General features: G+C 71.6%; 1 protein-coding gene. It reads right to left on the reverse strand.

What is annotated here, in order from left to right:
* Window positions 1-336: 336 nt before the first annotated feature.
* Window positions 337-765 carry a Rieske (2Fe-2S) protein gene (locus tag ACFU8Q_RS41625; protein ID WP_384465473.1) on the reverse strand — a complete coding sequence of 143 codons (429 nt, stop codon included), beginning with the start codon at window positions 763-765 and terminating at the stop codon, window positions 337-339.
* Window positions 766-1,109: the final 344 nt, after the last annotated feature.

Consider the following 1,109-nt stretch of genomic DNA (forward strand, 5'->3'; position numbering starts at 1 on the left):
CGTCTTGATCGGTCGGTGATCCAAACGACAGGCCCTGGCCAACGACACCCGCGATAGAGAGTGGATCAGCGAGCGGTGTCATGCGGCTTCGAATCCAAGGCGGCGGAGGGAAGCGACGCGGAGCGTCGTTGACCGGCGACAACGCCGGAGGCGGAGTCGCAGGGCGTCGGGAGCCCGCTCTCCATCGCGGGTGAGGTCGTAAGGGCTCCCTCGGTGACGTACCGCGTCCCGTCGTCGCCGGTGGCGATGTTCACCACCTTCCAGGTGCCGGACGTCCCACCTCGGAGACGGTCCGGAGGGAGGCCTTGGGAGTGGCCCGGCCCGGGGCTTCGGGCGTCAGGCGTCAGGGCCGGCGATCAGCTTTCCGCCCTCGACCCTGACCGGAACGGAGGGCAGCGGCACGGTCGCCGGGCCGTGCGTCACCGTGCCGGTCGTCGTGTCGAAGCGGCTGCCGTGGCAGGGGCAGTTCCCCACGTTGTCCTCGACCTTGTCCAGCAAGCAGCCCGCGTGGGTGCACTGGGCGCTGAACGCCTTGTACTGCCCCTTGGCCGGGCAGCTGACGACGACCCGCTGTTCGCGGTAGAGCTTGGATCCGCCGACCGGAACCTCTTCGGGCACGCCGAGTTCGACGGGGGCGGTCGGCGTCGGCGTCTCGGCGTGGCCGAGCTTCGACTCGGTCGAGCAGGCGGCCACTCCCAGCCCGGCGGCGCCGGCGAGAGCGGCGCCCTTCAGCACGGTACGGCGGGCGGCGGGCTGGCCGGGCATGCGGTCTCCACTGGTCAGAGGGGGCAGGGTGCAGAGGATTACCGGTCGGCTGGGGCACCACGCGGACCGGAGGTACCGCGGGTATCAGAGCCATCGGTGACAGAACCGACGATACCGGCGGAGATCGGGGACCCGACGGCCGGGCTACCCAAGGCCCGTTGTGCCTGGTCAGGGGGGTGAGGGTGGCCGGATCAAGGCATGTGGGCGTTCGGAGGCGCGGGGTTTACGGGTGGCGCAGCCGGCGGGCACCCGGCGCACAGGCTGAGCGCCGGGAGCTTCGGTGAGGGGCTGGGCCCGTACCGGCGGAAGACCCCCGTACCGACAGAAGTGGGGGGGCCCCCCCC

The organism is Streptomyces sp. NPDC057543 (assembly GCF_042801895.1).
Lineage (GTDB): Bacteria > Actinomycetota > Actinomycetes > Streptomycetales > Streptomycetaceae > Streptomyces.

What these genes read in the sequence shown, in the direction of transcription:
- ACFU8Q_RS41625 (WP_384465473.1), bottom strand. Translation starts at nt 765, where the DNA reads ATGCCCGGCCAGCCCGCCGCCCGCCGTACCGTGCTGAAGGGCGCCGCT.